Source organism: Kitasatospora kazusensis, from assembly GCF_039529945.1.
Lineage (GTDB): Bacteria > Actinomycetota > Actinomycetes > Streptomycetales > Streptomycetaceae > Kitasatospora > Kitasatospora kazusensis.
In genome coordinates this window covers 66792-91324 of sequence record NZ_BAAANT010000025.1, presented here as the reverse complement: position 1 = coordinate 91324, position 24533 = coordinate 66792, and the positions used below count along the sequence as shown (strand labels likewise).

At 73.0% G+C, this 24533-nt stretch carries 18 protein-coding genes; 7 read left to right on the top strand and 11 right to left on the bottom strand.

Annotated features, from left to right (window positions below):
- Positions 1–23: 23 nt before the first annotated feature.
- Positions 24–4226 carry an amino acid adenylation domain-containing protein gene (locus ABD330_RS20820; RefSeq protein ID WP_425555595.1) on the bottom strand — a complete coding sequence of 1401 codons (4203 nt, stop codon included), beginning with the start codon at positions 4224–4226 and terminating at the stop codon, positions 24–26.
- 553 nt (positions 4227–4779) lie between these two features.
- Here ABD330_RS20820 and ABD330_RS20815 point away from each other — a divergent pair.
- The 6 genes from ABD330_RS20815 to ABD330_RS20790 are packed head-to-tail and all read left to right on the top strand — an operon-like array spanning position 4780 to position 12171.
- Positions 4780–5724: a PLP-dependent cysteine synthase family protein gene (locus tag ABD330_RS20815; protein WP_344467310.1), complete on the top strand. Its 945-nt coding sequence runs from the start codon at positions 4780–4782 to the stop codon at positions 5722–5724.
- Complete coding sequence (locus ABD330_RS20810) at positions 5721–6986, top strand: MFS transporter (RefSeq protein WP_344467308.1); 1266 nt, start codon at positions 5721–5723, stop codon at positions 6984–6986. The genes ABD330_RS20815 and ABD330_RS20810 overlap by 4 nt, the downstream gene beginning before the upstream one ends.
- Positions 6983–7609: a serine O-acetyltransferase gene (locus tag ABD330_RS20805; protein WP_344467305.1), complete on the top strand. Its 627-nt coding sequence runs from the start codon at positions 6983–6985 to the stop codon at positions 7607–7609. The genes ABD330_RS20810 and ABD330_RS20805 overlap by 4 nt, the downstream gene beginning before the upstream one ends.
- On the top strand, positions 7606–10125 hold the full coding sequence (locus tag ABD330_RS20800) for an ATP-grasp domain-containing protein (RefSeq protein ID WP_344467303.1): 2520 nt from the start codon (positions 7606–7608) through the stop codon (positions 10123–10125). Before ABD330_RS20805 ends, ABD330_RS20800 begins: the two co-directional genes overlap by 4 nt.
- Positions 10122–10919: an ATP-grasp domain-containing protein gene (locus ABD330_RS20795; protein WP_344467301.1), complete on the top strand. Its 798-nt coding sequence runs from the start codon at positions 10122–10124 to the stop codon at positions 10917–10919. Before ABD330_RS20800 ends, ABD330_RS20795 begins: the two co-directional genes overlap by 4 nt.
- A gap of 1 nt (position 10920) precedes the next feature.
- Complete coding sequence (locus ABD330_RS20790; protein ID WP_344467299.1) at positions 10921–12171, top strand: ATP-grasp domain-containing protein; 1251 nt, start codon at positions 10921–10923, stop codon at positions 12169–12171.
- Between the two features lie 10 nt (positions 12172–12181).
- On the opposite strand, the gene ABD330_RS20785 is transcribed toward ABD330_RS20790, so the two are convergent.
- The 3 genes from ABD330_RS20785 to ABD330_RS20775 form a co-directional block, all read right to left on the bottom strand.
- A complete protein-coding gene (locus ABD330_RS20785; protein ID WP_344467297.1) occupies positions 12182–13408 on the bottom strand; it encodes an FAD-dependent monooxygenase in 1227 nt (408 codons plus the stop codon).
- A gap of 233 nt (positions 13409–13641) precedes the next feature.
- Positions 13642–14676, bottom strand: coding sequence for an alpha/beta hydrolase (locus ABD330_RS20780; RefSeq protein ID WP_344467295.1), 1035 nt, complete (start codon positions 14674–14676; stop codon positions 13642–13644).
- A gap of 172 nt (positions 14677–14848) precedes the next feature.
- On the bottom strand, positions 14849–16486 hold the full coding sequence (locus tag ABD330_RS20775; protein WP_344467294.1) for a carbohydrate binding domain-containing protein: 1638 nt from the start codon (positions 16484–16486) through the stop codon (positions 14849–14851).
- Positions 16487–16996: 510 nt separating this feature from the next.
- Here ABD330_RS20775 and ABD330_RS20770 point away from each other — a divergent pair.
- Entirely contained in the window at positions 16997–17434 is a 438-nt protein-coding gene (locus ABD330_RS20770; RefSeq protein ID WP_344467292.1) for a hypothetical protein, read from the top strand.
- Positions 17435–17543: 109 nt separating this feature from the next.
- Here the strand turns inward: ABD330_RS20770 and ABD330_RS20765 are convergent, their stop codons facing one another.
- From ABD330_RS20765 to ABD330_RS20735, 7 genes are all read right to left on the bottom strand, one after another.
- Entirely contained in the window at positions 17544–18584 is a 1041-nt protein-coding gene (locus tag ABD330_RS20765; RefSeq protein ID WP_344467290.1) for an SDR family oxidoreductase, read from the bottom strand.
- 85 nt (positions 18585–18669) lie between these two features.
- Positions 18670–19953, bottom strand: coding sequence for a beta-ketoacyl-[acyl-carrier-protein] synthase family protein (locus ABD330_RS20760; protein WP_344467288.1), 1284 nt, complete (start codon positions 19951–19953; stop codon positions 18670–18672).
- Positions 19950–20204 carry an acyl carrier protein gene (locus ABD330_RS20755; RefSeq protein WP_344467286.1) on the bottom strand — a complete coding sequence of 85 codons (255 nt, stop codon included), beginning with the start codon at positions 20202–20204 and terminating at the stop codon, positions 19950–19952. Before ABD330_RS20755 ends, ABD330_RS20760 begins: the two co-directional genes overlap by 4 nt.
- A 173-nt stretch (positions 20205–20377) precedes the next feature.
- Positions 20378–21655 carry an aspartate aminotransferase family protein gene (locus ABD330_RS20750; RefSeq protein ID WP_344467284.1) on the bottom strand — a complete coding sequence of 426 codons (1278 nt, stop codon included), beginning with the start codon at positions 21653–21655 and terminating at the stop codon, positions 20378–20380.
- Positions 21652–22107, bottom strand: coding sequence for a type II toxin-antitoxin system RatA family toxin (locus ABD330_RS20745; RefSeq protein WP_344467282.1), 456 nt, complete (start codon positions 22105–22107; stop codon positions 21652–21654). The genes ABD330_RS20750 and ABD330_RS20745 overlap by 4 nt, the downstream gene beginning before the upstream one ends.
- The gene (locus ABD330_RS20740) at positions 22094–23386 is read right to left on the bottom strand and encodes a GNAT family N-acetyltransferase (RefSeq protein ID WP_344467280.1); all 1293 of its coding nucleotides are present in this window, start codon (positions 23384–23386) and stop codon (positions 22094–22096) included. The genes ABD330_RS20745 and ABD330_RS20740 overlap by 14 nt, the downstream gene beginning before the upstream one ends.
- Before the next feature lie 4 nt (positions 23387–23390).
- On the bottom strand, positions 23391–24521 hold the full coding sequence (locus tag ABD330_RS20735; RefSeq protein ID WP_344467278.1) for an acyl-CoA dehydrogenase family protein: 1131 nt from the start codon (positions 24519–24521) through the stop codon (positions 23391–23393).
- Positions 24522–24533 lie beyond the last annotated feature (12 nt).

The following is a 24533-nucleotide window of genomic DNA, read 5'->3' as shown; positions in this document are numbered from 1 at the left end:
CGGACACGCCGCCGCACGGGCGGTCAGTAGCTCGGCAGTTTGCGCAGCAACTCGCGGCGGTCCAGGATCTCCGGGGCGTAGACCTTCTCGTGCCAGTCGGCGGGCTCGATCGGCTCCAGCGCGATGGAGACCGCGCCCTCGTCGCAGCCGAGGTTCTCCCGCAGCGCCTCGGTGAGCGCCGCCACCAGCCGGGCCTCCTGCTCGTCGCTGATCGGGGTCGGGAAGTACTTGATGTTCACGTGGGGCATCGCGGTGACCTGCTCTCCTGCTTCTCGGGTGCGGGGTACTCGGGGTGCTGGGGTTGCCGGGGTTGCCGGGGTTGCCGGGGGTACCAGGGCGCCGGGTCCGGGGGCCTCGGCCGCGCGGCGTCCGGGGTCGAGGCGCCGGCGGATGGTGTCCACCGTCAGGCCGACGTCCGGCTCCCGCAGCAGGCTGTAGTGGTCGGTGTCGAGGTCGACGATCCGCGGCTCCTCGACGGAGTAGCCGCTGCTGTTCTCGATGAACGAGTAGTCGTCCCCGGCGGCCTTGAGCACCGTGACCGGCGCCCGGACCCGCCCGGCTCTCAACTCGGTGAAGCTGTAGGTGAACTCGTACGTCCGCCGGACCACCTCGATGATCCTGGCGACCAGGTCGGCGTCGAGGCCGTCGAAGCTCTCGGTGATGTAGCCGACGAAGCTCTCCTCGTCCCTGGCCACCCGCAGGCACTCGTACAGCGCGGGGCCGGTCACCGTCCCCGCGAAGACCGAGAACAGGATCGTCACGTACGCCGGGTCGGCGAAGGAGGCCCGGCCGGTGGCCTTCGCGGCGGCCGCCCCGCGCAGCTTCGGCGAACCGGGGGCGATCAGGACCAGCTGGTCCACCGTCTCGCCCGCCCGCTCCAGCAGACCGGCCGCCGCGAAGGCCACCCGGGCGCCGAACGAGTAGCCCCAGAGCGTGTAGGGGCCCTCGGGCTGCACCTCCCTGATGGCCCGTACGTCCGCCTCGGCCATCTCCGCGATGGTGGCGTAGGGCTTCTCCCCCTCGTTGATCCCGTGTGCCTGCACGCCGTAGAAGGGCCGGCCGTCGTCCAGCCGCCGGGCCAGCGGCCGCAGGTTCATCGAGTAGCCGCCGAGGCCGGGCCAGCAGTGGACCGGCCTTCCGGCCGTCGCGGCGCCGAGCGGTACCAGCCGGGACGAAGGGGTGCCGGCCCGGTCGCCGTCGATCCGGCGGGCCAGTTCCTCGATGGTCGGGGACTCGAACAGGACCTGGAGCGGCAGGGACCAGCCGAACTCCCGGTTCAGCCGGTTGACCAGCCCGACCGCGATCAGCGAGTTGCCGCCGGACTCGAAGAAGTCGTCCCGCACCGAGACGGCGCTCTGCTGCTTCATCGCGGCCTTCCACAGTGCGCGGATCCGGCGCTCGGTGGTCGTCCTGGGGGCGGTGAACGGCCGGTCGGGGGGCAGCACGTCCGTCTCGGGGGACGCCTCCAGCGCCTTGAGGTCGATCTTCCCGTTGGCGGTGAGCGGCAGCCGTTCCATCACCACGATGCGGTTGGGCACCATGTAGTCGGGCAGCAGGCCGACCAGGTCGGCCTTGACCAGCTCCGCCGGGCCCTGCATGTGGACGGTGTCCTCGTACATGCCCTCGTGGACGAGCTGCTCCTTGCTGACCCGGCCGCCGACGAAGAAGTACGAGGGGCCGGTCCGGTGCCCGCCGGCCCGCAGCACGTCCGCCATCCGCTTGGCGGCGGGCAGGTCGTTGCCGGTCTTGGAGCTGTAGCCCGCGGCCATGAACCCGAAGCGGGTGTCGTTCATCTGGAGGCGCTGGAGCTCCCGCCCGAGGTCCAGGTAGGCCCGCCAGTCCTCGGCTGCCCGGCTGACCACCGTGATGCCGAGCGGCGCGCGCTCGTACACCTGCTGGTTGATGGCGATGACATGCCGTTTGAGCACCAGCTCGTCCGAGATCCGCTCCAACGCGCCGTCCGTGTACCGGTACTGGCCGGCGGCGAGGCCGGTCACCCCGCCGGGGTGGACCTGCACGTACACGTCGACCGGGACGTCGGGCCGGTCCTCCCGGTACGGGACGAGATCGAAGGCGCCGAGGTAGTGGTCCTCGTCGGCGCAGTCCAGGTGGTCCTTCCGGTCCGGCTCGTACCGGCTCGCGGCGACGTCCAGCCCGTGGGCGGGGAGCACCTCCTCCAGCAGGCCGACCATGTGGCCGGCCTCGATCTCCAGCACCTCCCGGATGTTGTTGCGGTAGACCGGCTCGATCGCCCGCCGCTTGCCCACGAAGTGGAAGCGGGTGCCGGCCCGCCCGGGGCCGTCCTTCGCCGTCATCAGGATGAGCCGGTGGCAGACCGGGTTGTAGTAGTAGTAGCCGGGGGCCAGGCCGTCGAGCCCGTCCGTCTCCAGGTAGAGCTGCGTCGCGTACAGCGAACCCGGCGATGCGTAGCCGTACTTGGGCAGCAGCCGCTCCTCGCTCGGGTACTGGCCGAACCACCGCAGGATCCGCCCCAGGTCGCCGAGGCCCAGGCTGTCCGGGTTGCGGGAGCCCTCCCCCATGGTCCGGCGGCCGAGCAGGTCCAGGAGGTCGGCCCGCCGCACCTCGCCGCCCTCGTAGAACCGGTAGGTCTTGCGGGCGAAGACCCGGCGCCGCTGCCCGGCGGCCGGCACCAGGCCGGGCAGGTTGACCGCCCGGCGGCCGAGCAGGTCGGCCGGCTCCCGGCAGCCGCCGCCGGCCAGCTGGGCCCGCACCTGCAGCCGGCTCGCCTTCGACACGTGGTGCGCGCCGTGCGCGCCCTGGTCCATCAACGCGGCTTCGCGCGGGCTCAGTTCGAGGCAGGCGATGAGGTTCTGGTGGCCGGTGGCCGGGTCGTCCTTGACGAGAACGGCAGCGTTCCTGACCCAGTCGTGGCTCTCGATCGCCAGTCTGATCTCGTCCAGCTCGACCCGGTACCCGCGCAGTTTCACCTGCCGGTCCACCCGGCCGGCGAAGTGCACCCGGCCCTCCGGGTCCCGGAAGGCCAGGTCCCCCGTCCGGTAGAGGCCGGCGTGCTCCGGGTCGGCGGTGAACGGGTTGGTGGTGAACCGCTCGGCGGTGAGGTCCAGCCGGTGCAGGTAGCCGCGGGAGACCTGGATGCCGCTGATGTGGAGCTCGCCGGTCTCGCCGGGGCCCACCGGGTTCGACCCGGCGTCCAGGATGTGGAAGGCGAGGCCGTCCACGGGCGTGCCGATGGGGACGGCCTGCGGCCCGTCGGCCGGGGCCCCGGGGGCGACGGTGAAGGCCGAGGCGTTGATGGTGGTCTCGGTCGGCCCGTAGAGGTTGACGAGCCCGCACCCCGGCAGGGTCTCCAGGAACCGTGCCGCCAGCTGCCTGGGGAGGGCCTCGCCGCCGCAGAACACCTGGGTGAGCGAGGTGCACTCGGGCAGCCGGTCGGTGTCCAGCACGGCCTGGAGCAGCGTCGGGACGCACTGCAGGGTGGTCACACCGTGCCGGACGACCGCGTCGACCAGGCCGTCCGGATCCCGGTGGACGCCGGGTTCGCCCATCACGGTCCGGGCGCCGAGACAGGGCGCGAGGATCTCCCACTGCGCCGCGTCGAAGCTCATCGGCGTCTTCTGCAGCACGGCGGAGCCCGGCCCGAGGCCGTAGGTGCGGCCGAACCAGCGCATCTGGTGGACGATGCTGCGCTGCTCGATCATCACGCCCTTGGGCCGGCCGGTACTGCCCGAGGTGTAGATGACGTACGCGAGGTCGCCGGGGCCGCCCGGCCCGTCGCCGTGGTCCTCCGGGGCGGCGTATCCGGCGGCGTCCGCCGGGGTGAGGATCCGGGTGCCCGCCGGAACGAGCCCGGCCAGCCGGGCGCGGAGCGGTTCCTCGGTCAGGATCACCGTGGTGCGGGAGTCCTCGACCATGTAGCGCAGGCGTTCGTCGGGGTAGTCCGGTGCCAGCGGGAGGTAGGCGCCGCCGGAGAGCAGGACCCCCCAGGTGCCGACCGGCAGGGCGAGTGAGGGGTGCAGGAAGACGCCCACGCAGTCGTCGGGCCGCACTCCGAGGCCGCGCAGCCCGGCGGCGAGTCCGGCGGCCCCGTCCATGAGTTCGCGGAAGGTCAGGATCTCCTTCCCGGACTCCACCGCGACGTCGTCCGGGCGGCTGCGCACCTGGTCCGCCAGCAGATCCGTGAGGCGTGTTCCCCCGGGTGTCCCCTGCCCCGCAGCGCCCGATTTCCCGGCGACCCAGCTTTCCACTGCGCCCCCCCTTCAAATGGAGCCCCATTGGCCACTTCGGTGGAAACTATGGGTTTCGGCCGGGGTTTTGGCAAGAGATTTCCGATGCATGGCTCGATTCCTCCGTCGGCAAGTCGCCCGCTTCCTCCGCAAAAAGGACAGCACCGGGCCGGCGGGGCACCCGAAAGGACTGTATCCGGCCACTCGGGGCGTGGCCACAACCGTTCGTCTGCGGAGCCGGAACGTCGGCCGGCGGGCTCGAACCGCCGCCTAATGCACCTTTTGACCGAGTATGAACCCCCGAATTCTGCGCACTGCGCTGACCCGAACCATCGCGCCGATGGAATTCTGCGCGCACTGGCGGCAAGGTACTGACACGAGCAGGGCCCCGATTGCCGCAGATTCCCGGAGCTTTCCAGCGCTTTCCGAAGGGGATTGGAATGCGTGCCCGGAAAAGCGCCGCCCATTGTCGGACGCGTGCCCGGATCGCGGATATGGCAGCTCTGCCGGATCGAAACGGACCAGCGCCGCGCTGCACCACCGTCGAGCAGAACTCAGCCCCAAGGGAAGAGCGATGACTAACCAATTGGCCGTGGCCACCTCGTTCGAGGATCTGGTCGGCAACACCCCGCTGCTCCGCCTGCAGCTCGACGGCCTGCCACCGGCCGCCACGGTCCTGGCGAAGCTGGAGGCCGCCAACCCGCTCTCCAGCATCAAGGACCGGGTCGCCCTCAGCATGCTCCGGGCGGCCGAGGAGTCCGGCGAGCTGACGCCGGGGGCCACCGTCATCGAGGCCACCTCCGGCAACACCGGCATCGCCCTCGCGGCGCTGGCGGCCGCACGCGGCTACCCGTGCCTGATCGTGCTGCCCGAGAACGCCTCCCGGGAGCGGATCCTGACGCTGCGCATGCTCGGCGCCGAGCTGGAGTTCACCGACCCCGCGCTCTGCTTCGCCGGCTGCGTCGAGCGGGCCGGGAAGCTGCACGCCGAGCTGCCGGGCTCGTGGTGGGCACGCCAGCACGAGAACCCGGCCAACGTCCGGGCGCACTACGAGTCCACCGGCCCGGAGATCTGGCGGGACACCGGGGGCCGGGTGGACGTGCTGGTCTGCGGCGTAGGCACCGGCGGCACCCTCACCGGCACCGCCCACTACCTGCGCGAGCGCAACCCGGCGCTGCACGTCGTCGCGGTCGAGCCCGAGGGTTCGGCGCTGCTGTCCGGCGGCGCTCCCGGACCGCACCGGATCCCCGGGCTGAACGGCGGCTTCATCAGCCCGGTCACCGACCTCGACTGCATCGACGAGGTGATCGCGGTGTCCGACGCGGACGCCGCCGCGACCACCCGCGCCCTGGCCGCCCGGACGGGCCTGCTGGTCGGGATCTCCGCCGGCGCCGCCGCGTACGGGTGCATCGAGCTGGCCAGGCGCCGGGACCTGACCGGCCTCACCGTCGCGACCGTCTTCCCGGACAGCGGCGAGCGCTACCTCAGCTGGTGGCCGGCCGAGGAGGAGGGCGCGTGAACTTCCGCGATCTGCACCACAACCTCAAGCTGCGCATCGGCGTCGGCTTCTTCCAGCGGTTCTTCGACATCATGCTCGTCCCGCTGATGGTCATCCACTTCTCCCACCTGTACGGCGCGGCGACCGCGGGCCTGATGACGCTCGTGGTGGCGTTCGTCGCCGTCACCTGCAACCTGGTCGGCGGGCACCTCTCCGACGTGTACGGCCGCCGCCGGGTGCTGCTGCTCGGCGAGATCGGCAGCTGCCTGTCCTTCGCCGGCCTGGCCCTCGCCAACTCGCCGCTGCTGCACTCCGGTCCGGCGACGTACCTGCTGTACCTGTGCGCCGCCGCCATGGGCGGGCTGGCCATCCCCGCCAACGAGGCGATGATCGTGGACGTCTCCACCCCGGAGTCGCGGGCGGCCGTCTACACGATCAACTACTGGGTGGTGAACCTGGCCTTCATGCTCGGCTCGCTGGTCGGCGGCTTCCTCTACGGCGGCTACTTCTTCCAGCTGCTGGCGGCGGCCTCGGCCGCCACCCTCGGCATCTCCCTGGTCACCTTCTTCGCCCTCTCCGAGACCCGCCCGGCCGAGGCCGCGCAGAACCCGCGCGGCGTGAAGTCGGCCCTGGTCGGCTACCTGTCGGTGAGCCGCGACCGGGTCTTCCTGCGGCTGGTGCTGGCGGCCCTGCTGGTCTGGTCCATCGGGGTCCAGATCTCCTCCTACCTCGCGGTGCGCTTCGGCACGGGCTTCGCCCCGCAGCGGCTGCTGTCCTTCGGCTCCTGGAGCCTGACCGTCGACGGGGTGAACCTGCTGGGCATCCTGCGCGCCGTCGACACCCTGCTCGTGGTCTGCTTCGCGCTGTGGGTCGGCAAGCTGCTCGGCAAGTACTCCGAGCAGGCCCGGCTGATCCTCGGTGTCGCGCTCTTCACTCTCGGCTACGTGGTGTGGGCGGTCGGCAGCAACGCCTGGGTACTGATCCTCGCGACCTTCGTGGTCACCCTCGGCGAGATCATGTCCCTCCCCGTCAAGCAGGCGCTGCTCGCCGACCTGGTGCCCACCGACGCGCGCACCAAGTACCTGGCCGCGTACGGGCTGCACGTCCGGACCGGGCAGATGGTCGGGTCGCTGTCCGTCATCCTCGGCTCGGTCGCGCCCACCTGGGTGATGGGCCTGCTGTACGTGCTCTTCGGGGCCATGGCGATCCACCTGTACCGGTACCTGTTCCGGATGCGGGAGGCCCGGGCCGTCGCCGCCCGCCGGACCGAGGTCCCGGTATGACGGCTCGACGGCCGCCGGCCCGCCGGCGCACCGGCCTGCGGGACGGCCTACGGGACGCACGGCGCGGCGCGCTGGAGACGCTGGACGTCATCGTCGCCCGCGACCCGTCGGTGCACCGGCGCAGCGAGGCCCTGCTGCACCCGACCGCGCTGGCGGTGGCGGGCCACCGGGTGGGCAACGCCCTGTACCGCGCCGGGCACCACCGCTGCGCCCGCGCGGTGTCCACCCTGGCCAAACTCCTCACCGGGGGGATCGAGATCCACCCGGGCGCCCGGATCGGCCGGCGCTTCTTCATCGACCACGGCAGCGGGACGGTGATCGGCGAGACGGCGGTGATCGGCGACGACGTCTCGCTGTTCCACCAGGTCACCCTGGGCTCGCTCGGCTGGTGGAAGGACCGGGACCGGACGGAGGCGGGCGAGCGCCGCCACCCCCGGCTCGGCAACGGCGTCACGGTGGGAGCCGCCGCCACCCTGCTCGGACCGATCACCATCGGCGACGACGCCCTGATCGGTGCGACCGCCCTGGTCATGACCGACGTGCCCAAGGGCGCACGGGCGCTGGCGCCGCAAGCCCTCGTCAACGACCCGATGCCCACCTTGGAAAGGGATGGCGTGCAGTGACTCGCGACAACGTGACCGGCACCCACGTGCCGGACAACAACCGGATCCTGATGGTCCAGCCGTACAGCCAGTTCGTGGAGCGGGCCGCGGCCCTGGGCTTCCGGGTCTGGTCGATCTGGGATCCGACGCTGCAGCCCGCCTCGTACCTGGACCAGGTGGCCAAGCACGTGGAGGAGATGCTGCTGGTCGACTTCTCCGACGAGCGGGCGCTGCGGCGCCTCGTCCGCGAGACGGCCGTCGCCCACGACGTCGGGTACGTGCTGCACCTGGGCGAGGAGGCCACCATGGTGCCGGTCGCCGAGGAGGCCCAGGCGCTCGGCGTGGCCGTCAATCCGCCCGAGGCGGTCCACCGGCTCAACGACAAGGCGGCGCTGCGCGAGCTGCTGGCCGGGCACGGACTCTCCCCGGTGCGCTCGGCGGTGGCGGCCGGGCCGCGGCAGGTCGCGGACGTCCTGGCGGGGTTCGGCTACCCGGCCGTGGTGAAGCCGACCCGGCTGGCGGGCAGCAGCGCGGTGCGCCTGGTCCAGGACCCGCAGCGGCTGGCGGACTGGCGGGCGGAGGTCGAACGGCTGGGTTACAACGGCCCGGTGCTGGTGGAGGAGTACCTGGAGGGCCCCGAGTTCAGCGTCGAGACGCTCAGCTTCGACGGGCGCCACCAGGTCGTCGGCATCACCGAGAAGCGCAAGACGCCCGCGCCGGCCTTCGTGGAGACCGGCCAGCTCTTCCCCGCGCAGCTGCCCGGAGGGGACGCGGCGGCCGTCGGCGAGCTGGTCACCGCAGTGCTGGACGCGGCCGGCTACCGCTTCGGCCCCGCGCACACCGAGGTCGTCCTGACGGGGGCGGGCCCCCGGATCGTGGAGTCGCAGGCCCGGTTCGGCGGCGACCGGATCCCGGCACTGATCCGGATCGCCACCGGCTTCGACATCGAGGGCGCGGTCTTCGAGCTGCTCGCCGGGCGGACGGTGACGCCCCCGGCGGCGACCCGGGTCGCCGCCATCTCCTTCTTCGACTTCCGGCCCGGCGCGATCACCCGGGCCGAGGGCCTGGAGCGGGCCGCGGCGCTGCCCGGCGTGCACGGCGTGCTCTTCCCGCACGCCGTGGGGGACGTGCTGGCGCCGATCCGGGACTCGGCCAGCCGGCACGGCTGGGTGATGGTCGAGGCGGAATCCGCGGCGGCGGCGGACCGGCTGGCCGCCGAGGCGAAGGCGCTGGTGCGGGTGGAGACCGGGGCCGAGCTGCTGAACGCCGTCACCGCGGCCCCGCCGCAGCCGATGGTGCCCGAGCGGACGCTGCTGCTGATCGGCCATCTCACCGAGCCGGTGCGGATCGCCAAGCAGCTCGGGCTGAACGTGATCCTGGTGCAGCACAAGGAGAAGTTCCAGCCCGAGCAGGCCGAGCTCGCCGACGTCACGCTGATCGCCGACTACACCGACTGGTCGGTGATGGAACCCCTCGTGCGGGCCGCGCACAGCATCTGGAACTTCTCCGCCGCACTCTCCCTGACCGAGCCCGGGCTGGAGATCTCCGGCCGGGTCAACGACCTGTTCGGCCTGGACGGCACCGGCTACGAGCCGGCCCGGCTGCTGCGCGACAAGCTCGCCATGCGGCGCCACCTCGCCGCGGTCGGCTCACCCACGGTGGCCGCCGAGCCGCTGACCGGCCGGGAGAGCATGACGGCCTTCGGCGCGGCGCACGGCTACCCGATCGTGGTCAAGCCGACCGACCTCACCGCGGGCTTCGGGATCTTCAAGGTCTCCGGTCCCGAGGAGGTCGACGCCGTCTGGCAGCGGATCGTCACCGTCCGCCGCCACGGCATGAACCGGGGCAGCACCCTGTACACCGTCGCCGGCTTCCTCATGGAGGAGTACATCGACGGGCCCGAGTACAGCGTCGAGTCCTTCAGTTTCGCGGGGCGCCACGTCGTCGTCGCCATCACCGAGAAGCTGGTCGACGAGGCGCACTTCGCGGAGCTCGGCCACGCGCAGCCCGCCCGGCTGGACCCGGACGGCGAGGAGCGGATCGTCGCCGCGGTGTCCGCCTTCCTGGACGCGATCGGCATCAAGGACGGGCCCGGCCACACCGAACTGCGCGTCGGCGCCCGGGGGCCGCTGGTCATCGAGGGCCACAACCGCCTCGGCGGCGGCCGGATCCCCGAACTCGTCCAGGCGGCGTACGGCATCGACCTGACCCGCTACTCCCTCGCCTGGCCGTTCCGTCTGGTCGAGCCGCTCCTGGAACGTCCGAAGCCGGTCGCGGCCGGCTGTGTCCGGGGCGTGATCGGCCGGCCCGGCCAGGTGGCGGAGATCGGCGGAGTGGAGGAGCTGCGCGCCCACCCGTCCGTGCTGGCCCTGGACCTGGCGGCCTCGGCCGGCTCGGTGATCCGGCCGGTGCAGGACAACTGGGACCGGCTCGGCCTGCTCGCCGTCACCGCGCCGGACACCGACGCGGCCGTCCGGCTCTGCGAGGAACTGCTCGCCACCGTGCTGACCGTGCGGATGGAGGGCGAGGAGCGGTGAGCATCGTCATCCTCGACCCGGACGGCCGGCACGCCCCCGACTACCCGGGCTGGCTGGCGGACTCGGGCCGCGAGCTGCGGCTGCTGACCGGACGCGCCGGTGAGTACGCCGGCTTCGCCGAGGTCCGCGTCGTGCCGCGGTACGCACTGTCGGCGGCCGTCGAGACCGGCGTGCTCGCCCTGGCCCGCGGCGGCGGGGTGTCGGCGGTCGTCGCGCTCGACCCGGCCGACCAGATCCGGGCCGGCGGCCTGCGGGACTTCCTCGGCCTGCCCGGCCAGGGCCGCGACGCGGCGCTGGCCCTGGCCGACTCGGTCGAGGCGCGGGCCGTGCTCGCCCGCGCGGGCGTCGGGGTGGTGCGCCGCGAGGAGGTCCGGCGGGTGGCCGACCTGTACTGGTGGGCGCACCAGTGGGGTTACCCGCTCGTGGTGCGCCCGCGCCGCGGCCACGCCGGGCAGGCGCCGGCCGAACTCGCGGACGAGGCCGGCCTGCGGGCCTTCGTCCGCGACCGGATGCCGGCCGACCCGTCGGTGGTGCCCAGCCTGACAGTCGAGCCGCGCACGGACGGTGAACGCCACCACGGGCCCGGCCTTCCGGTCACCGACGCCGCCCTGGCGGCCCTGCCCCGCCACCCGGGGCATCCACGCGCGGTGGAGGCCGTCCGGGAGGCGGACGGCCGATGGCTGGTCCTCGGCGTCGGCTACCGGCCCGACGCCCGGCCGGCCCGCGCCCTGGTGCGGGCCCAGGCGGGCCTGGCCCCCGAACCGACCGACCCGGACAGCACCGAGGTGGCCTGAGATGACCGTACTTGTCCTGCACCACCGTGGTTCGCTGGCCGGCGCCCCCTACCACGAGTGGCTCGCCGACTACGACGGCGACGTCCTGCTGATCGCCTCCCGCGAGCACCTGGCCCTGGTGGCCGAGGAGTTGCCCGCCGAGGGCGTCCACTACCGCCGCACGGCGGCCGTGGACGGCTACGAGACCAGCGGTGAACTGGAGCAGCTGGCACTGGAGTTGGCAGCCGAGCACGGGGTCCGGCACATCGTCGCCTGCCAGGAGCGGGACTTGGAGCGGGCGGCCGAGCTGCGCGACGTCCTCGGCCTTCCGGGCCAGCGGATGGACACCGTCCTGCCGTTCCGCGACAAGGTGGTGATGAAGCGCCGGGCGTCGGCGGCCGGGCTGGCCGTCGCCCCTTACCGGGAGGTCGAGTGCGCGGCGGACGTGATCGCGTCCGCCGAGGAGTTCGGCTTCCCGCTGGTGCTCAAGCCCCGGGACAGCGCGGGCTCGGTGGGCCTGCGGATCCTCGACTCGCCCGAGGACCTGGACGGCTACCTCGCCGACGGCTTCGACCTCTACGGGCCGTACCAGCCGAACCTGATCGCCGAGGCGTTCGTGCACGGCTCGATGTGCCACGTGGACGGGCTGGTGGTGGACGGCCGGGTGGCACTGGCCTGGCCCTCGCAGTACCAGTACACGCTCTCCTCGTTCGCCACCGACACCGGCCCCCGGCTCGACCTCACCCTGGACACCGACGACCCGCTCGCCCACCGCCTGCTGGAGTTCACCGACCGCACCCTCCAGGCGCTGCGCGGGCCGGAGAACTTCGCGTTCCACCTGGAGGCCTTCCACACCCCCGAGGACGGGTTGGTGCTGTGCGAGATCGCCTGCCGCACGGGCGGCGCGGCCATCCGCGACATCGTGCGGACGATGTTCGGCGTCGACCCCAGCGAGTCCTGGGTCCGGGCCCAGCTGGGGCTGCCGCTGCCCGAGTGGATCGGGTCCGAGAAAGTGACGCCCCGTCAGATGTCGGGTCAGCTGGTGCTGATGAAGCGGCCCGGCCGGGTGGTGTCGGCGCCGCAGGAGCCGCCGGCCTTCCCCTGGGTCGAGAAGTACCAGCTGTTCGTCACCCCCGGGCAGACCATGGGCGCCGCCGCCTACTCCTCCGACTTCCTGCTCACCGCCCTGGTCTCCGGCCGGGACCGGGCCCAGTGCGAGAGCCGCCTGCGCGTGCTGGAGGAGTGGTTCCTCGGGCAGCTCGTCCTGGAGTAGGCCCCGGGGCCTAGCGGGCTGCCTCCTGCGCCGGCTCGGGGCGGTGGCGGGCGTGCAGGACCCGGGCGACCCGGTGCCCGACCCAGCCGCGGCACCGCCGCAGGGCGGTGGAGTCCTCCACCGCCCGGTTGACCCAGTAGTACAACTGCGGTGGCACGTAAGGCTGGAGCGGGGAGTGGCGCTGGCCGAGCAGCGCGAACAACTGCTCGGCCGGCAGCTGGGCGTAGCGGTCGATGTTCTCGTACCAGCGGGCGCTGTAGCGGGCCGCGCTCTGGGTGGAGAGGATGGCGGAGCGGCGCTCGCGCTCGTAGGCGGTGAGGGCGGGGTGCAGTTCCCCGTGGCCTTGCAGGGCGTCGGCCAGGCCGATGGCGTCCTCCAGTGCCAGGGTGGTGCCGGCGCCGATGGAGTAGTGCGTGGTGTGGGCCGCGTCCCCGATCAGCACCACGTTCTCGTGGTGCCAGGTCCTGTTGGTCAGCGTGCGGAAGGTCAGCCAGGGCAGGTCGGCGCCCTGGGCCTGGGTGATCAGCCGGTGGCCGTCCAGCTGCTCGGCGAAGAGCCGCTCCAACAGGGCGGTGCCGGCCTCCCGCCCGAGCTTGTCGAGGCCGAGACCGGTCCAGGTCTCGGGCGGGCACTCGACGACGCAGGTGCTCAGCCCGCCGCTGAAGCGGTAGCCGTAGAACCAGATCCAGCCGTGCGGGGTGTCGACGAAGGAGAAGGTGAAGCTGTCGAACACCTTGTCGGTACCCAGCCAGAGGTACCTGTTGCGCCCCTCCGTGACGGTGGGTTCGAAGTGCTGCGCGTACAGCTGGCGGACCCGGCTGTTCACCCCGTCACCGACGACCACGAGGTCGGCCTCCGGGAGCTGGCGCAGGCTCTCGACGCCGTGCTCGAACTCGATCCGGACCCCGAGGCCGGTGGCGCGCTCCGCCAGGACCTCCAGCAGTTGGCGGCGGCCGATGCCGAAGGCCTCCTCGGACTGCTGCCTCGTCGTGGTGCCCCTGAGGTGGGCGACGCCCTCGTCCCAGCGCACCGAGTGCGCGCGGATCGCGTCCGCGGTCCGGGCGTCGTTGCGGTCCAGGTGGTCGAGCAGGCCGGCCCAGTACGTCACCCCCCATCCGTAGGTGGCGCCCCGGGCGTCGCGCTCCAGGACCGTGATGTCATGGTGCGGATTCCGCAGCTTCATCAGAATCGAGAAGTAGAGGCCGGCCGGGCCGCCTCCGACGCAAACGATCCGCATCTGCTCTCCAGGGGTCGGACTATGACTCTCTGTCACTTGCAGACGGCAGAAGCTAGCAGTCCCGGGCCGGGGATCCAACCACCGCTACGCCGGACGGCGGCGCACCCCACCCGGCCGGACCAACGGGCAGCCCCTCCGGCGGCGCGGCCGCGGCCGCGGCCGGGTCACCCGAACGAGCGGGGACTGCGGGCCGAAGGGCGTCCGGATGCGTACCGGCCTGCTCAGCAGGCGGGTCAGCCGCCCGCACCGCCTTGGGCGAGGATGCGCCGGAGCCAGCGGGTACGGGCGTGGCGGGCGTCCCGGCTGAGGGCCGCCTCCGGCGCCAGACTGTCGAAGCCGTGGAACGCGCCGGGCCAGACGTGCAGTTCGGCTCGGCCGCCGGCCTGCCAGATCGCGTCGGCGTAGGCGACGGTCTCGTCCCGGAGGGTCTCGGCCGACCCGACCTCCAGGTAGGCCGGGGGCAGCCCGGACAGGTCCGTGGCACGGGCCGGAGCCGCGTAGGGCGGCAGGTCCGCGGCGCCGTACCGGTCACCCAGCAGCGCCTGCCAGGCGGTGGTGTTGGACGTCCGGTCCCAGGTGTCGACACCGGCCATCTGGCGGCCGGAGAAGGTGCCGTCGCGGTCGTCGAGCATCGGGCAGAGCAGCAGCTGCCCGATCGGGACGGGCCCGCCACGGTCGCGGGCGAGCAGGGCGAGTGCGGCGGCGAGTCCGCCCCCGGCGCTCCTGCCGCCGAGGATGATGCGGTCGGCGTCGATGCCCAGTGCGGCCGCGTGCGAGGCGGCCCGGACGAATCCGGCGTAGCAGTCCTCCAGCGGTCCGGGGTAGCGGGTCTGCGGTGCCAGCCGGTACTCGACGGAGATGACGGCCAGCTCCAGGGGGAGGGCCCATTCCCGCAGCAGCTTCGGGAGTACGGACCACGCGTTGCCCATGACCATTCCGCCGCCGTGCATGTAGTACAGCAGCGGCAGCGGCCCGGCCGTCCCGGCGGGCCGTGCGCTCACCAGCGTGACGTCCGGCCCGCCCGGCGCCCCCGGCACGCGCAGCTCGGCCACCTCGAACCGCCCGTCGGCCCGGAGCTCCCGGGCCGTGGGCCTCGGCCGGGCCGTGGCGTCCCGCTCCTGCACGGCCGCAAGGTTCTCCGGGGTGAGCGGTCCCCCGGCCCGGTTCACCGAAGCCGCCAGCGCCGCACTCAGCTCCGGATCGAAGGGAGGCTCGGCCCGGACCGCCGGGACGGGGCCGGGTCGCGACGCCGTGTCGCCGGCACTCACGACGGGCGGTCCGGTCGGGCGGCGGCGGAACACCGGCCGGCCGGACCGGCCGTGCAGGGCGGGAACGCTCGCGTGAGGTCCATGCGGCGTAGTCAACCAGACGTCGGCCGACCGGCCATCGTGAGCCTGCCCGGCACAGTGCACCGGGCAGGACGCGGAAGCCGGCGGGCCGTCAACGACCCTGGAGGGACTTGACGTTGTCGCCGAAGCTCCAGCCCTTCGAGCCGTCCCAGTTGACCGACCACGTCATCAGCCCCTTCAGCGAGCCGCCGAAGGCGTTCCACGACTGGCCGACCAGGCTCGGATCCAGGTAGCCGCCACCCGCACCGGACTGGGCCGGCAGGCCGGGCACCTGCTTGTCGTAGGGCACCTTCACGGTGGTGCCCTGGATGGTCAGGCCGTTGTTCAGGCAGGTGGTCTGTGCGGTGAAGCCCTGGACGGTACCGGCCTGGTAGGAGTCACCGGAGCAGCCGTACATGCTGCCGTTGTAGTACTGCATGTTCAGCCACCACAGCTGCCCGTTGTCGGCGTACTTCTTGACGATCGGCAGGTAGGCGCCCCAGATCGACCCGTAGGTGACGCTTCCGCCGGTGACGTACGCGGTTTCGGGGGCCATCGTCAGGCCGAAGCCGGCGGGCATCTGCGACAGCACTCCGTCGATGATGCGCTCCAGGTTGGCCTGGGAGACGGACAGGGTGCCGATGCTGCCGCTTCCGGTGAGGCCGGTCTCGATGTCGATGTCGATTCCGTCGAAGTTGTACTTCTTGAGGATCGGGACGACGGTCGCCACGAACCGGTCGGCGACGGTGCTGGAGCTGAGGTCGATGCCCGCGGCGGCACCGCCGATCGACATCAGGATCGTCGCCCCGGCCGCCTTGGCCTGGCACATCTCGGCAGGGGTCGCGACCTTGACGCCCGAGTCCATGCCGTCCTGCCACTCGACGGTGCCGTCCGAGAGGATCACCGGGAAGGCGGCGTTGATGACGTTGTAGCCGTGCGCGGCGATCCGGCTGTCCGTGACGGGTATCCACCCCATGCCGGGGTGGACGCCGTTCGCCGCGCCGTCCCAGTTCTCCCAGTACCCCTGCAGGACCTTGCCCGACGGCCTGGGCTTCGTGGGGCAGCTGTCACCCGGCGGGGTGGTGCTGGGCGGGGTCGTGGTGGGCGGAGCGGTGCTCGGCGGCGCGCTGCTCGGCGGAGCGGTCGTCGGGGGCGCGCTGCTCGGCGGGGCGGTCGTCGGCGTGGGGCTGCTGCTGCCGCCGGGGCCGGTGAGCGACACGTCGTCCGCGTAGTACGCGGGCTGCCCGTACCAACCGTGCAGGTAGACGGTCACCGAGGCGGTGTTCGGCCCGGTGCCGAAGGCGACGCCGAGTTGGCTGTACGAGGGGCTGTTCGGTGTCCAGGTGGAGGTGGTGCCGGTGAGGCCGGTGCCGGTGGCGCCGAGGTAGACGTAGCTGCCCTGGACGTAGGCACTCAGCGTGTACTGGGAGTTGGGCTGCACGCTGATGGTCTGGGTGCACTGGGCGTCGTCCTGGCCGGCCGGCGTGGCCTGGAGCGCGGAGGCGCCGGAGTGGACCGGGCTGCCGACCACCACACCGGAGCCGCCGGAGCAGGTCCAGCCGGAGAGCCCGCTCTCGAATCCGGGGTCGGCCACCAGGTTGGTGGTCGCGGCCCCGGCCGAGACGGAGCCGGCCACGGCGATTCCGGCGGCGATGACGGCGGCGGCGCTCACCCCGGCGAGGGACCGCCTCAGGACGGCCGGTCCGTGCTCGGCGCGGCCGGTCCGGTGCGGCTGCGCCGCGCGTTCCACGGTCGGCCGCTGCGGGCGCGGAGCCCGGATCGGCTCGCTCCCGGCCTGACCGCCTTCGAGGCGGCCGGGTTCCGGACAGGGGCGCAAGTCGCCCGACGGGCGTGGGGTACGCGACCTCCGACGGAACATGCTGAACTCCCTTCCCGCCGAGCGCCCTGGCAAGGACCAGCGCGTGGGGGCGTGACGCCCGGCTACGGGTGAGGTGGGGACATGTGGGGGCTGTGCCGCTCCGGATCGTAGGAGGGGCACCCGGGCCCGTCAATAGGTCTGGACCACTGACCAGGGTGCGGCCCGGCCGGGCAAGGGTGCCCCCCGGCGAAGCCGTGCCATCGCTCCGGGCCGCCCGCCCGGGACCGACGCCGGGCAACCCCACGTCGTAGCGAGATCCACTCCAACTGGCCAGGGATCGTTCAAGTTGACGACGCCTCAGATTCAGGGTCTCAGTGAAATATCACATTGCAACTGCTTCTGGACGGTCCAGCGGCCCTTTGCGAAACAAGGAGAACCCTCATGACTCGCTCGATCCTCAAGGCGGCCGGCGCGCTGGGCGCCGTGTGCATCTCCCTGGTCTTCGCGGTTCCGGCCGGTGCGGCGACGGCGTCCACCGCCGCCACCACGACCTGCGGCGCCTACGGCCTCCAGGCGGGTCTGGGCACCAAGCTGTGCGCCACCGTCACCGACGGCACCGTCCAGCTCACGGGCCAGATCGGCCTGGCCGGGCCGGCCCCGCTGCAGGAGGACATCCAGGTGACCCTGACCGGCAACGTGGTCGGCGGGGACACCCTCGGGACGGTTCAGCGGTCGCTGCACTTCCAGAGCCAGACGCTGCAGGTCGGCGGCGTGGGCGGGAGCGTGCCGTGCGGCGCGACCGTGCACGGCTCGCTCTCGGTCGCCTCGTTCGGGCGGTTCAACACCCCGGTCACCGTCGACGTGCCGGTGACCTGCTGACGTAGCCGGTGAGCGCGGGCCGTGGGAGGAGCGCCGGTCGGCGGCACCTCCCACGGCCCGCCACCGGCGCGGCGGGCCGGGTCGGCGGCCCGCATAGGGCCTCCAACGGTCAGACGGCCTTGGCGAGCAGGGTCCACGGCTCGGGACGGGCCAGCGCGAGGCGGGGCTTGCGCCCGGCCCAGTAGCGCACCGAGGCAGCCATCACGGCCGCCGGGTCCTCGACCGTCCAGGTGGGTTCGAAGGGCTCGCCCATGCTGGTGTAGCTCTGGAACATCGCGAGCAGCTTCACGGCCTCGCCCTGGAACGGCGAGAGGTGCTGGTCGGCGAGCGGGCGGAAGAACCGGTCCCAGCTGTCGCCGGAGACCAGCGGGGGCCGCTCGACGGGTGCCACGCCGTGCTCGGCCCGGCACTCGTTGAGCGTCCCGACCACGACGTCGAGCAGCGCGCCGAGGGTCAGGCAGTTGCGGCCGGCGGCCAGCACCTCGGTACGCGGGCGCGGCGGCGGCGCGGCGAGCACGGCGGCGGCGATCACGGCCGCGACCTCGTCCACCGGGCTGATCTCGGCATAGCCCGCCGGGTCGCCGACCACCACGGCGGCCAGACCGGAGACCAGCGCCTGGACCATCGTGTAGGGGCCGGAGAAGCGGGCGATCTCGCCGCTGCCGCGCCGGCCGACCACCAGCGGCGGGCGGACGAGCGTCAGCGGTCCCGGGTGCTCACGCGCGAGTTCCTCGCACCTCGCCTTGGACCACTCGTAGCCGTTGCGGTAGCCCTCGAACTCGGCGCCGCGCAGGTCCTCGGGGTTGCGGACGCCACCGACATAGGCGGTGGAGACGTGCACCAGATGCGTGTCGCGGTCGGCGAGGCGCAGGACGGCCCGCAGCGGTTCGAGGTTCGCGGCGACCGCCTCGTCCCGCCGGAGCGTCCAGCGGGTACTGGCCGCCGCGTGCACGATCACGTCCCAGTGGCCGTCCAGCGCGGCGGGCGGCGGTTCGGCGCCGATCCGCCAGCTCACCAGTGCGTCGCCCTCGGGACGCCGGGCGACCCGGACGAGGGTGAGATCGTGGCCGCCGTCAGGCGCGGCGGTGCGCAACCGGTCGCCGAGCTCGGTGCCGACCACTCCGGTCGCGCCGGTGAGAAGGACTCGCATGGCTTCGTCTGTTCGTCTCTGTCGCTGGTGGAAACTGCTGAAAGGTGGCGGAAGGCGCCGGAACGTGCTGCGAAGTGCTCCGGGTTCACGACGCGGGGGCGAGCACCAGACAGGCGTTCTGGCCGCCGAATCCGAAGGAGTTGGAGAGCACGTGGGCCGGCGCCACGGCACGCGGTGTGCCACTGACCAGGTCCACCAGGTCGGCCTCCGGGCTGCTGCCGAGGTTGGCGACCGGCGGTACCACGCCGCGCGTGGCGCAGAGCAGCGCGAACGCGGCCTCCAGTGCGCCCGATCCGCCGATCAGATGACCGGTGACGCCCTTGACGGCGGTGACCGGCGGCGGCCGACGCCCGAAACAACGGGCGATCGCCCGCGCCTCCGCGCGGTCGTTGAGCAGCGTGGACGTCCCGTGCGCGTTGACGTGGCCGATGTCCGCGGTGGACAACCCGGCGTCGGCGATCGCGAGTTGCATGCAGCGGCCGGCCACCTCGCCGTCCTCGTGCGGGGCGACGATGTGGAACGCGTCGCAGTTGTCGGCGTATCCGGCGATCTCGCCGTGGATCACGGCACCACGGGCGCGGGCCGTGTCCCAGCGTTCGAGGACCAGTACGGCGGCCCCCTCCCCCATCACGAAGCCGTCGCGGTCCGCGTCGAACGGGCGGCTGGCCAGGGCGGGTTCGCCGTTCCTGGTGGACATCGCCCGCATCCGGGCGAACGCGCCCATCACCACCGTGCTGACCGCCGAGTCGCAGCCGCCCGCCACGGCCACGTCGAGTTCGCCGTAGCGGATCTTCCGCGCGGCCTCGCCGAGGGCGGTGGTGCCGCTCGCGCAAGCGCTGGAATACGTCGTGCAGGACCCCTGGAAGCCGTAGCGCATGGCCAGTCGGCAGGCGGGCGAGTTGGCCATGGTCCGCGGCACGGTGTGCACGGGCATGTCTCTGGGCCGGTCGCCGTGGCTCAGCGTCACGGCCTCCATGCTCGGCAGCCCGCCGATCCCGGTGCCGATCTGCACCCCTACCCGGTCCGGCCGCTGGTCGGCGGGCAGTTGCGCGTCGGCCACGGCGTCCGCGGCCGCGCAGAGCAGCAGTTGGGTGGTGCGGTCGATCTGCCGCGACTCGCGCCGGGTCAGGTAGGCGTCGAGGTCGAACGGCGGTACCAGACAGGCGAAGTGGACCGGCAGGTCGACCTCGACGAGCCGGTCGACCCGGGTCGCGGTGGAGCCGGCCGCCAGCAGCGCCGCGAACGCCGTTTCGAGCCCGTTGCCCGCCGGGGACTTCACGCCGATCCCGGTGACGGCGACCCGCCGGCCACCCGACGGGTGCCGGTCGGCGGGCCGGGGGCCCACCGCCGGGCCGTGACCGCCGGTCACCGCACACCGGCCAGGCGGGTCTCCAGCAGGTCGATCGCGTGGCCGACGTCCTGGGCCTCCGTCAGATCCCGGAGTTCGATCCGCAGCTGCAGTGTTCTCTCCAACCGTGCTCCGATCTCCATGAGTTCGAGACTGTCGATGCCGTAGTCCACTGCCAGGCTGGTCCTCTCGTGCACCTCGCCCGGCTCCGTGCCGAGCACATCCGAGATGACCGTTCGGACCATCACGGCGATTTCCTCGCGAGTGGGCATGTCGTCGTTCCTTCCGCTGCGCTCGGCGACGGCTGCGCCGGGCGGCGTCAGTCGGCTCGGTCGCCTCGACCGGCCGGTGGCATCGGCCGGTTGAGGCGAGTCGACTGGCCGAGTGGGTGGGGGTGGGGGTGGGGGTAACGGTGGAGGGTGTGTCCGGTGGCTGCCGGGTACGGTCAACCGGCTCTTCCGGTCGGCACGGTCCGCTCGGCGACCGCGATCGCGGCGTCCAGGATCTCGGCCGCCTCCGCCACATCGGCTGCCGTACTGACCAGCGGCGGCAGCAGCCGCACGGTGGTGGGGCTGCTCAGGCACGGCGAGACCAGCAGCCCGGCGGCGGCCAGCTCGACCACGACCGAACCGGCGGCCTGCGGCGAGCTGAAGTCGATCCCGCGCAGCAGGCCGCGACCGCGCACCTCGGTCACCACACCCGGATGGCGCTCCCGGAGCCGGTCCAGCGCCTCGTCCAGCAGGACGGCGAGCGCCTTCCCGTGCTCGGCGAGGTCCTCGATCACCGGCAGCACCGCGGGCAGCACCGCGCAGCTCAGCGGGTGGCCGCCGAAGGTGGCCGAGTGCAGGAACGGGTCGGCGGCCAGCGGCGCGTACAGCCGCTCCGAGCAGAGCAGCGCCGACAGCGGGACCACGCCGCCGCCGAGCGGCTTGCCGAACAGCACGGCGTCCACCGGCAGGCCGTCGGCGAGCGCGACCGAGCGCTCGCCGCACCGGCGCAGCCCGCACTGGATCTCGTCGGCGATCACCAGGCTGCCGTGCCGGGCGGCGTCCGCGCACCACTGCCGCAGCACGGCGGTCGGCAGCGGGACGGCGCCGTTCTCGCCCTGCACCGGTTCGAGGACGACGGCGGCCACCTCACCGCCCACGACCTCGCGCAGCACCGCGTCCGGGTCGTCGGGGGCGACGTGGACGACGTCCGGCACGCAGCCGAGCAGGCCGGCCCGGTAGAGCGGACTGTGGGTCAGCGCCAGCGCGCCGAGCGACTTGCCGTGGAAGCCGCCGCGCACGGCGACCACCCGCCCGCGGCCGGTCGCCAGCCGGGCCAGCTTGACCGCGACTTCGACCACGTCGGCTCCGTTCAGCCCGAAGTAGACCTTCGGCAGCACGTCGCCCAGGTAGCCGGAGAGGCAGGCGGCGGCCTCGGCCGCGACCGGGTTGGCCAGGCTGCGGGTCGAGGCCGGCATCGCGTCGAGCTGCCGCCTGACCGCCGCGACCGCGGCCGGGTGGCGGTGCCCGAGCAGGGTGACCGCGTACGAGCCGAAGTCGAGCACGGTACGGCCGTCCGAGAGCGTCACCCGGCACCCCTCGGCGCGCTGCTCGACCGCGCCACGCCCGGCGAAGCCGCCGGTCAGGGCGAGCTTCGGGGAGAAGTGGCGGCGCAGCCGCTCGAAGACCTCGGCGGGCGCCGCAGAGGCACCGGTCACCGTCGACGGTGTGCTCACCGGGCGGCCCCCTGCGTGAGGAGCCGGCGTTCGAGGGACATGAGCATCTGCGCGGCGCTCTCCCGGAGCGCGTCCGCCGCGACCGGGTTGAGCATCTCGGCGAGCAGTGGGATGCCGATGTCGAAGTCCACGTGCAGCGAGACCGTGCTGCCGCCCTCCGGTGCGGGCCGCACGGCCCAGTGGCCGACGAACTCGCCCAGGTCGCCGCTGATCTGCTCGAAGTCGAAGCGGCGCGCCGCGTGGTCGATCAGTTCGGTCTCGGTCCACTGCAGGACCGATCCCTTGAGGCGGACCGACCAGGCGGTGGTCCGGTGGCGGTCGTCGTCCTGCCGGACGATCTCGACCGAGTCGACGCTCTCCATGCAGTCCGGGTAGCCGAGCACGTCGACCACCGCCGCCCAGGCGTCGTCGGGCGGCACGGCGATGCGCAGATCCACCTCAACTCGTGGCATGACGGTTCCTCTCCTCGCAGCGTTCGGTGGCAACAGCGGGTCCGGCGGGCGAGTTGGGCGCAGGCCCGGCCGGAGCGGGTCGTGGAGCGTGCGGGCCCAGCGCCTCGGCGAGCGCGGCGGCCAGCGCGCGCGGCAGTAGCCGGCGCAGCACGGCGCGCGGCAGCGGCCGGACGTGCGTCATCGCGTACCACTGCTCGACCAGTGCGCAGCCCAGTTCGAGCTTCGGCCGGTACGCGGTCTGCGCGAACCGGATGTGGCCGCAGCCGGCGGCCATCGCGAGCCGGATCGCCGCGTAGTGCACGTTGTGGTAGAGCCGGGCCTCGTGCGCGAGACGGTAGTCCAGGCCGATCCGGGCCCCGGTCGCCCCCGAGCCGGCGAAGAGGCAGAGCAGGAAGGCGACCGGCCGCTCGCCCTCGAAGCAGACGACCAGTCGTCGGCTCAGGCCGGCCCCGCCGTGCACGGCGGCCAGGAACGGCGCGTCCAGCACGTCGAGCGTCTGGTCGGCCCGGGCCATCACCTGCCGGTAGAGCGCGAGGAGTTCGGGCAGCAGGTGGCCGAACTCGTCGAGCACCTCGATCCGCAGTTCGGGCCGGGCCTCGAACTTGCGGATCTTACTGCGCGCGTTGCGCCGCGGCCGGGCCGGGAGCGCGGCCAGGTACTCCTCGAACGACCCTTCCCTCAGCGCGAGTTCGGTGTCGGGCAGACTCGGCGTGAAGAAGAACCCGCCGGCCTCCAGCGCCGCGCGCAGCGGGTCCAGCCCGGCCGGAGCGAAGTCCTTGAACACGACCGTCCCCAGCCGCTCACGACGGGCGAAGTCGAGCACCGCCGCGACCAGCAGCCGTCCGGTCTCCTCGGTCAGTGCGCCCGCCGCGAGCACGTGCCCCTGCCCCAGCAGGTTGCCGCAGAAGAGCATCGGCACCCGCAGCAGCCGGGGGGCGAGCCTGCGCAAGGGCGCGAGCAGGCGCCGTTCGCGTGGGCCGACGATCCTGTCCAGCCGCAGGTCACGGAACAGGCAGAGCGGCAGCACGGCTGTCACCCGCCGATCCTGACGGATCGTCAGATAGGCGTAGCCGTCCGGCCCGACCCGGCTGCGCTCCAGCGCGGCGAAGACACCACGGGACCACATCGGGTCGTCCGCGGGCGCGAGCCGGTCCCACGCCTCGCTCGGCAGCTCGTCGATGCTGCGCAGCACCTCGACGTACGGGCGCTGCGCGCGGTCGGCGGCCGGGCCGGGCGGAGTCGGCGGACCGGGCGGGTCCGTCGGGCTTGTCGGACTCACCGGCTCAGCCGATCCGCAGCGGACGGCCGTCCAGGAAGTCCCGCAGCGGGCGGGCCATCCGGCTTCGGGCCGGCGGATGGAAGGTCAGGCCGACGGCGGCCGAGGCCAGGTACGAGCCGTCCGGGGACCCGATGAAGGCCATGCCGCCGAGCGCCGCCAGGCAGGCCCTCGTGGTGCGGGCGATCGCCTCCTGCGCGGCGTACCGGGCGGTCAGGGCCTGGACGAGCAGGGTGTCGTTCCACTCCTCGTCCGCCATCGCGCGGGCGACCGCCTCGACGGCGAGCATCGCCGCCTCGACCGCGATCAGGTACGGCGTCGGATCGTCCTCGCCGCCGCCTTTGCGCGCCAGCGTCCGCTCCACCAGCGCACTGGCCATCCCCAGGTAGCCGGCGGTCAGCAGCACTTCGAACCAGAGGAAGCCGGCGACGTTCAGCGCGTCCGGCACGGCATCCGAGGTGACCTCGGTCGGCACCACCATCTGCGGGTCCAACTCGACGTCCTTGAGTACGACTTCGTCGCTCTCGGCGCCGGCCAGGATCGGCGTCCCCCAGAACGGTCGGATCTCGATCCCGGGGCTCTTGGCGGGGATCAGGGCGACGGCGAGGCGCTCCACACCGTCCTCACCGGTCAGCGCGACGGAGGCGGTCAGCAGGTCCATCGAGCGGGACAGGCTGCACGGCATCTTGCTGCCGTTGAGCACGATCCGGTCGCCGCGCCGCTCGGCGGTGATGTGCGGGCTGAGGATGTTCTGGCCGGACCGCCCCTCGGCGAACCCGGAGGCCACCAGCATCCGGTCCTTCGCGATCGCCTCCAGCAGCAGCCCCTCCAGGCCGCTGCTGTACTTCCCGGCCTCGACCAGACCGGCGATCGAGAAGTGGTGCATCGTGGTGGCCACCGCGAGCGAGGGGCACCGGGCCCCGACCGCCCGCTGCACCCGGACGGCCTGCAGCGCACTCGCCCCCGAGCCCGCATTGGCCGTCGGCACCAGCAGCCCGGGCCCGCCGGCGTCCCGGAACGCCCGGATCGCCGGACTGGGCGACTGCTCCAGCTCCGCCAGCGGGTGACGGGCGAGCGCCTGGTCCAGCCCGGGCATGAACGCTTCGAGTGCGGCGCGTTCGCGATGCAGGAAGTTCACGGCAAGTCCTTC

Bases quoted from the DNA above. Each gene is read 5' to 3' on its own strand.
- ABD330_RS20815 (WP_344467310.1), top strand. From the start codon at position 4,780: ATGACTAACCAATTGGCCGTGGCCACCTCGTTCGAGGATCTGGTCGGC.
- ABD330_RS20805 (WP_344467305.1), top strand. From the start codon at position 6,983: ATGACGGCTCGACGGCCGCCGGCCCGCCGGCGCACCGGCCTGCGGGAC.
- ABD330_RS20790 (WP_344467299.1), top strand. From the start codon at position 10,921: ATGACCGTACTTGTCCTGCACCACCGTGGTTCGCTGGCCGGCGCCCCC.
- ABD330_RS20785 (WP_344467297.1), bottom strand. From the start codon at position 13,408: ATGCGGATCGTTTGCGTCGGAGGCGGCCCGGCCGGCCTCTACTTCTCG.
- ABD330_RS20770 (WP_344467292.1), top strand. From the start codon at position 16,997: ATGACTCGCTCGATCCTCAAGGCGGCCGGCGCGCTGGGCGCCGTGTGC.
- ABD330_RS20765 (WP_344467290.1), bottom strand. From the start codon at position 18,584: ATGCGAGTCCTTCTCACCGGCGCGACCGGAGTGGTCGGCACCGAGCTC.
- ABD330_RS20755 (WP_344467286.1), bottom strand. From the start codon at position 20,204: ATGCCCACTCGCGAGGAAATCGCCGTGATGGTCCGAACGGTCATCTCG.
- ABD330_RS20745 (WP_344467282.1), bottom strand. From the start codon at position 22,107: ATGCCACGAGTTGAGGTGGATCTGCGCATCGCCGTGCCGCCCGACGAC.